General features: G+C 63.3%; 6 protein-coding genes. 2 read left to right on the plus strand and 4 right to left on the minus strand.

Annotated features, from left to right (window positions below):
• Both PF446_RS11910 and PF446_RS11915 read right to left on the minus strand, forming a co-directional pair.
• A partial coding sequence (locus tag PF446_RS11910) for a GreA/GreB family elongation factor (RefSeq protein WP_298071860.1) occupies positions 1-457 on the minus strand: 457 nt, incomplete at its 3' end.
• Positions 454-1,722, minus strand: a complete 1,269-nt coding sequence (locus tag PF446_RS11915) for a hypothetical protein (RefSeq protein ID WP_298071863.1) — start codon at positions 1,720-1,722, stop codon at positions 454-456. The genes PF446_RS11915 and PF446_RS11910, both read right to left, overlap by 4 nt.
• 248 nt (positions 1,723-1,970) lie before the next feature.
• On the opposite strand from PF446_RS11915, the gene PF446_RS11920 reads away from it, so the two are divergent.
• Complete coding sequence (locus PF446_RS11920) at positions 1,971-3,389, plus strand: lytic transglycosylase domain-containing protein (protein WP_298071865.1); 1,419 nt, start codon at positions 1,971-1,973, stop codon at positions 3,387-3,389.
• A gap of 74 nt (positions 3,390-3,463) precedes the next feature.
• On the opposite strand, the gene PF446_RS11925 is transcribed toward PF446_RS11920, so the two are convergent.
• Positions 3,464-3,928, minus strand: a complete 465-nt coding sequence (locus PF446_RS11925) for a hypothetical protein (RefSeq protein WP_298071868.1) — start codon at positions 3,926-3,928, stop codon at positions 3,464-3,466.
• A gap of 113 nt (positions 3,929-4,041) precedes the next feature.
• A complete protein-coding gene (gene asd / locus PF446_RS11930; protein ID WP_298071870.1) occupies positions 4,042-4,905 on the minus strand; it encodes an archaetidylserine decarboxylase in 864 nt (287 codons plus the stop codon).
• A 138-nt stretch (positions 4,906-5,043) separates the two neighbouring features.
• Here asd and prmB point away from each other — a divergent pair.
• On the plus strand, positions 5,044-5,937 hold an 894-nt coding region (gene prmB / locus PF446_RS11935), incomplete at its 3' end, for a 50S ribosomal protein L3 N(5)-glutamine methyltransferase (RefSeq protein ID WP_298071872.1).

A 5,937-nucleotide genomic window follows, 5' to 3' on the forward strand; every position in this document is an offset into this window, starting at 1 on the left:
GCAGGGCGGCTTCGAAGACATCGTCCAGGCTTTTTTTCAGCGCCGCACGCGCCAGCGGAGAGTCGATGCTGATGTGTCCACGGCGGGCATCGGTCTCGTCCGGGCCGACAATGCGGTAGTGCACGATTTCGCCGGAATCCTGATTCTCCAGTTTGATCCGCGCGCCAAAGAAGATGGTCCTGCGCTGACCGGGCGGCAGGGCCTCGACCACCTGCAATGACGGAATCCGTTTGCTGAGATAACGCGCACGGCGATCGATCTCACCCAGTTGTTTCTTGCGATAGGTGTACTCGGCATTTTCCGAACGGTCGCCCTCGGCGGCGGCAGCGGCCAATGCCTTGACCACCTCAGGGCGCTTGCGATGCCACAGTTCGTCCAGCTCGGATTTGAGACGCTCGAAGCCTGCTCGCGTGATGATGGCCGTGGAGTGCGGTGGTGGGGGTCTCCAGCGACTCATGAGGGGCCCGGTCCGGACGTCGGGCGCAAATCCAGCGTTTCGATGAAGGCCTGGATTTCATCATGCGCCGGGTGCTGGCCATAGGCGCGCAGAAGCTTGTGCGCGAGGACACCGGCTTCCATGCGCAGATCAAGACGTTCGGCCATCAGCCGGGCTGCCAGCAAGCCATAGCGTGGGGCCAGCGGGTCACGAGGCCATGTGTTGGGGTAGCCGCGAGCCAGCCGCACGGCCAGGCGCGTCATGCCGCGTGCGGCGGCTGCATCGGCCAGGCGGGCGGCCATGTCGGGGCTGCCGGGCATGAACTGTGGATCCTGCTCGATGCATTCGCTGACAAGCCCCAGTGCTGGCCCCTGCTGGTCTTCGGCAAGCAGCAGCGTGAGTTGTGTCTGGGCATGGTCGAGCAGGGCCTGCTGGTCGCCGCGGGCCTTCATCAGGCGACGGTATCGGCTGTGCACGGACAGTGGCACATTGCGTTCGCGCAGGCGTTCGCGGAGCAGGGTTTCCGCCTGGGCTTGCTGGTCCATGGACAGGAGGCGATCGACTTGTTCAAGCAGTTCGTGGTCACGGTCGCGTCCGCTCGCATCGGCCAGTACATCGGCTTCCGGAGTATGTCCGATGCGCTGGTGATGGCGGTGCATCAATGCACCCAGGACATGAAACTCGAGCAACCAGAGGTAGACCACGACCACGAACCAGAGGCTGCCTGCGAACCAGTTGGTCTGCCGGACATGCTCCAGGTAAGCCATGTCGCCCATCATGCCGAGCGTCACGGGGAGCAGGTAGGCGACACCGAACACGCCCATGGCGGTCACCCATCGCTTCGGGTTCAGTGCCGCCAGCAGGGTGTCCTCGAAGGCCAGCGATATCGCCAGCGCGGGCAGCAGCATGACCAGCGCCAGAAGCACCAGCCAAAGCAGTGGCATGGCGTGGGTGGCGAGCACCAGTGCGAGCAGTTGCAGCGCCTGCAGCAGCAGCAGCGAGATGGCCGGGGCGTAATTGCTGTACAGGGTGACTTCGGGTGGGTCGGCATAGCCATGTGCGGTTCGGCGCAGGCATTCCATTGCGTACAGCAGGATGCTGACCCAGATCACGGCACCGCCCCCCCAGGGGATGATGATGCCGGGGAAGATGTTGACCACCGCATGCGCTGTTGCAAGCGTGATGACAGCCGCAGCGGACGCGCCGCGTAGTGGGTAGGCCACTGCGCGGCGCAGGCGCAGGCCCGGTGACAGATCGGCCGGAACGGTTTCAGGGGGCGTTGGCATGCATCGACGTCCGATGGCGGGGCCGCATGGCGGCATGATGTTTCGTGCAGCAGGAGTCACCAATGATTGTAGCCGGGGCGGGTTCACGGAAAAGTGCCACGGTGCCTTGAGCAATGCGACGACTACGGCTACGGTGGTCATCTTTGTATTTGGCGTTTGTGTATTTCATGCTCAGCTCGTCTCGTTTTTCCGCACTTCGTTTGCTTGCCCTGATCGCGCTGATCACTTTTCTCGCTGGATGCGCCAGCATGAGCAAGCCATCTCCTCCCGCCGCTGCCAGTTCGACCATCAATGAGCAGCAGATCAACACCTTGTACAGTCAGCTGGATCAGGCCAGCAGCAGCTATCAAGAGGCCTTGCAGCTGGCCCGCAGCGGTGACCAGGTCAAGGCCGAGCACACCCTGGACACGGCGCTGGACAGCCTCAAGACGTCAGCGGCGCAGTGCGGGGATACCCCGGGTTGCGATCCGCAGCGTTTTTTCTCCGTGTTCGATCACCTGTTGCGTCTGAAAGACGGCAGTTTCATTGCCGGAGACGAGGGCGATACGCTTCCGGACACTCCGGAATCGGGTGTTTCGGGAGACAGCGAGTCGCCAGTGATCACAGCCCTGCCTCAGTCCCAGCGCAGCGTGACGCTGCTGCGCGGACACAAGCTTTCGGACCTGATTGCGATGAACGGCCCGGTGAAGGCTGCGATTGAGGAGTGGCTGACCTGGTTGCGGCCCGAACTCATGCATGCCTATGTCAACTACGAATACATGCGTTACCGCATGTGGCCGGCGTACCACAAGGCCGGTTTGCCGGAAGCCATCCTGTTCGGCATCCTGGCCAAGGAGTCGGGCGGCAAGGTGCATGCGGTCTCACGCTCGGGTGCGGCCGGGCCGCTGCAGTTCATGTATTCGACCGGCCGTCGCTTCGGCCTGACCACGGTGAACGGATTCGACGAACGTTTCGATCCGACTCTCTCGGCCAAGGCCAACGCGGCCTACATGAATGAGCAACTCAAGCAGTTCAATGACAATCTGGAGTTGACGCTAGCCGCCTACAATGGCGGGGAAGGTCGAGTGCGCAGGTTGGTGGGCGGGGATCCCTCGGTGAGTTTCTACGATCCGAAGATCTATTTCTCCCTGCCTGCCGAGACCCGTGATTACGTGCCCATGGTCCTGGCCGCGGCCTGGCTTTTCATGCATCCGCGGCGTTATCACCTGAAATTTCCGCGACTGGACGTGCGTCCCGGGCATATTCAGCTGACGCGACCGGCATCATTGTCCGAGCTGACGGTCTGTCTGGGCGAGGTCGGTGGCATGCGTGACGGCTGGTTTCGCGTGTTGCGCAATCTCAATCCGCGCCTGAATCCGCAGACCGAGCAGCCCGAAGGCAAGCGACTGCAGGTGCCTCGTGTACTCGAAAAGGCATATGCACGCAGTTGTCAGGCGGGTGGGCACTGGACCCAGCTTGCAGCCGAGCTTCACGCTGCCTCGGATCCGACCATGCCGGCGTCGATGCGTTCGCGGCATTATCGGGTGCGTCGCGGGGATACCCTGAGTGGCATTGTCAAGCGATTGGGTTGTTCAAGCGTGCACAGGGTGGCGCGCATGAACCATCTGCGCGCTCCCCGATACGCCATACGCGCCGGACATACCCTCCGGCTGCCGCGCTGTCACTGAGTCGTGCGAAAACAGAATGCTGCCACGGATGACCCGCCTGGGCTGACAGGCCGAGCCGATGGCGCCGGGCGGGATCAGGCGGCTGCGGTCGATGTTTGGGGCTGCGTGGAAGCGTCGGTCGCGGCCTCTTGATCCTCGGCCTCCAGGCGCTCCTTGAGATGGCGAACCACGCGCATGATCCTGCGGTGCAGTTCGCTGGCGCCCGCGATTTCCGTCTCTCGGGTCTCGTAGTAGGTCACGGCCAGCCAGAGCCCGATGCCGCGCATGCGCACCTGCGGGTTGTCCGAGCGTACGCGCGTGATGCCCGTTTCGGCACCGCTGCCCCAGGCCATGCCGGCTTCTTCCGGTGCGGCACCGTACATCCATGGCGGATCGCAGCGCGAAGCGAGATCCAGTTCACGCGCAGCGATGCTGGCAACCTGGCGTTCGAGCGGACTCGGCAGTGCGTAGATCGCGTTCTCGATCTCGCGCAACTGTCGACCGAGTTTCATGATGCGGGTCATCGCCAGTAGGCGGCCGACCATCTGTCTGGGTTTCACGCTTCCACCTCCATGGTCCGGCGCTGCAACGCCGGCCGGCTCTTCAAGACCCGCAGAATACTCATTAGCAAGCCTGAAATCTATCCATTTGCGTCACAATCTGACGCATTGCGTCAGATTTGCAAGTGGGGCCCGCCGCTCCAATGGCCAAGGCGTTCCCCGACCCGTACCGCTTTCTGGGGCATGACTCCGGGATCCAGACGCACTTCCTGCCCGGGCAGCAGCACGATCACGGTGGAGCCCATGTTGAACCGACCCATCTCTCCGAAGCGATCCAGCCGGATCTTGCGGCCGGAGGCATCCCGACGCGAAACCTGGCGCGCGTAGGGCGGAATGACCAGGCCATCCCACAGGGTGGAGACGCTGGATACCAGGATCGCGCCCACCATCACCACCGCGAACGGTCCGTGCTCGCTGCGGAAATGGCAGACCAGACGTTCATTGCGCGCGAACAGCCGGGGGATCGCCTCGACCGCAAACGGTGCCACGCTGAAGATGCGTCCGGGCACATGGGTGGTCGAAACCAGCTCCCCGGCGACCGGCATGTGGACCCGGTGGTAGTCGCGCGGCGAGAGATAGATGGTTGCGAAGTGGCCGTTCCGATACGGCTCGGCTGCTGTTTCGTCGGCCAGCAGTTCCGTGGCGCTGAAGGTTTGTCCCTTGGCCTGGAAGATGCGTCCGGCCTCGATTCGACCTGCCTGGCTGATCCGCCCGTCGGCAGGACAGACGATGGCCTGCGGGTCGGCATCGGCGCTGCGCGCATCGGGCCTGAGCGCGCGCGTGAAAAAGGCATTGAAATGACGATAGGCGCGCGGGTCGGGTTGGGCGGCCTGGTCCATCTGGACCTGGTAGCGGCGCACGATCTGTCCGATCAGGAAATCCTTCCACGGGCGCCAGGTCCAGCGCGTCGCCCAGAAGACGACGCGCGAGAGCGCGCGGTGGGGGAGCAGGTATTGCAGCAGGACCTTGAGCTTCATGCCGGGGAGTATAGGGGCGGGATCGGGGATGAACCACGCTTGTGGGTGCGTTCGCATGGCCCGCGCAAAGCGCATCCATGGCCCCGAGCTCGGTGGCCCTCCCTTATACTGGTGCGCCTTGCAGCAAGATCCATTGCCGTGACCGAAGAACTGACCACTGTCATCGATTTCATCCGCTATGCCGCCAGTCGCTTTGCCGGTGCCGGCCTGACCTTCGGGCACAGCCATGACAACGGGATCGACGAAGCCATGCACCTGGTTTTGTCCACGCTGCACCTGCCGCCGGACATGCCGCAGGCCTATGGCCATGCGCGCCTCACCCAAGCCGAGCGAGAAACCCTGCTGGCGCTGATCCAGCGGCGACTGGACGAACGCATCCCGGTGGCCTACCTGGTGGGCGAAGTCTGGTTCGCGGGGCTTAAGTTTCTCAGTGACCCACGAGCGCTGGTCCCCCGCTCGCCGATTGCCGAACTGATCGAAGACGGTTTTTCGCCCTGGCTGGACGGACGCGAGATTGATCGCGCGCTGGACTTGTGCGCCGGATCGGGTTGCATCGGCATCGCCATGGCTGAATACAATCCGGGTTGGCATGTGGACCTGGTCGATATCAGCAAGGATGCATTGGCCCTGGCCACTGAGAACATCGCGTATCAGCATGTGGGCGAGCGGGTGCGGGCGGTTCGTTCGGACTTGTTCGACGAGCTCAATGACGAGCGTTACGACCTCATAGTATCCAACCCGCCCTATGTGACGGACGAGGAATACGCCGCGTTGCCCGATGAGTACGCCCACGAGCCCCGGCTGGGACTGACTTCGGGCATTGACGGTCTGAATCTTTGCCTGCGCATACTCGACAAGGCCGCCGAGCATCTTTCCGAGCAGGGCGTGCTGATCGTCGAGGTCGGCAATAGCGAACATGCGCTGATGGACCTGTTGCCCGAGGTCCCTTTCGTGTGGCTGGAGTTCAAGGTCGGACCGATGGGCGTGTTCGCGCTCGAGCGTCGCGACCTGCTTGCGCATGCCGAAGCCATC

The sequence above is a fragment of the Oleiagrimonas sp. genome, from assembly GCF_027858935.1.
Classification (GTDB): Bacteria; Pseudomonadota; Gammaproteobacteria; order Xanthomonadales; family Rhodanobacteraceae; genus Oleiagrimonas.